Annotated in this window: 2 protein-coding genes; both read left to right on the top strand. The window is 61.5% G+C overall.

Going from position 1 to position 828, the window contains the following annotated elements; genetic code table 11:
- A partial coding sequence (locus C0Z19_RS27660) for an ABC transporter ATP-binding protein C-terminal domain-containing protein (RefSeq protein WP_146012167.1) occupies positions 1-335 on the top strand: 335 nt, incomplete at its 5' end.
- The coding region (locus tag C0Z19_RS27655; protein WP_102613010.1) for an ABC transporter ATP-binding protein at positions 335-828 on the top strand (494 nt) is incomplete at its 3' end. The genes C0Z19_RS27660 and C0Z19_RS27655, both read left to right, overlap by 1 nt.

The following is an 828-nucleotide window of genomic DNA, read 5'->3' as shown; positions in this document are numbered from 1 at the left end:
ACGCCGACTACACGGCGCGCAATCTGTCATATGGCCACCAGCGCCGTTTGGAAATCGCCCGTGCGTTGGCGACCGATCCGAAGCTGCTTGCACTGGACGAGCCGGCGGCGGGGATGAACGCGACCGAGAAGGTGGAGCTCACGCGCCTCTTGGAAAAGATCCGCAACGACGGCAAGACGATCTTGCTGATCGAGCACGACGTGAAGCTCGTGATGCACCTGTGCGATCGCATGACGGTGCTCGATTACGGCAAGGTGATCGCCGAAGGTCTGCCGCAAGACGTGCGGAAAGATCCGAAGGTGATTGAGGCATATCTGGGCGCGGGGGTCCACTGATGGCTACGGCAATGTTGAAAATCAAGGGCCTGCAAGTCAATTACGGCGGCATTCAGGCAGTCAAGGGCGTCGACATGGAAGTCGCGCAGGGCGAGCTGGTCACGTTGATCGGTGCGAACGGCGCGGGCAAGACGACGACGATGAAGGCCATCACGGGCTTGAAGCCCTACTCGGCCGGCGACATCGAGTACGAAGGCAAGTCGATCAAGGGCGTGCCTGCGCACGAACTGCTCAAGCGCGGTTTGGCGATGGTGCCGGAAGGCCGCGGCATTTTTGCGCGCATGTCGATTCTCGAAAACATGCAGATGGGCGCGTACCTGCGTAACGACAACGACGGTATCAAGAAGGATGTCGAGCGCATGTTCGGCTACTTCCCGCGTCTGAAGGAGCGGGCCACGCAGCTCGCGGGCACGCTCTCGGGCGGCGAGCAACAGATGCTGGCGATGGCGCGCGCGATCATCAGCCGTCCGAAGCTGCTGTTGCTTGACGAGCC

This window comes from Trinickia soli (assembly GCF_002879855.1).
Classification (GTDB): domain Bacteria; phylum Pseudomonadota; class Gammaproteobacteria; order Burkholderiales; family Burkholderiaceae; genus Trinickia; species Trinickia soli.
The sequence above is the reverse complement of the archived record's forward strand: the minus strand, read 5'-3'. Positions and strand labels throughout refer to the sequence as shown.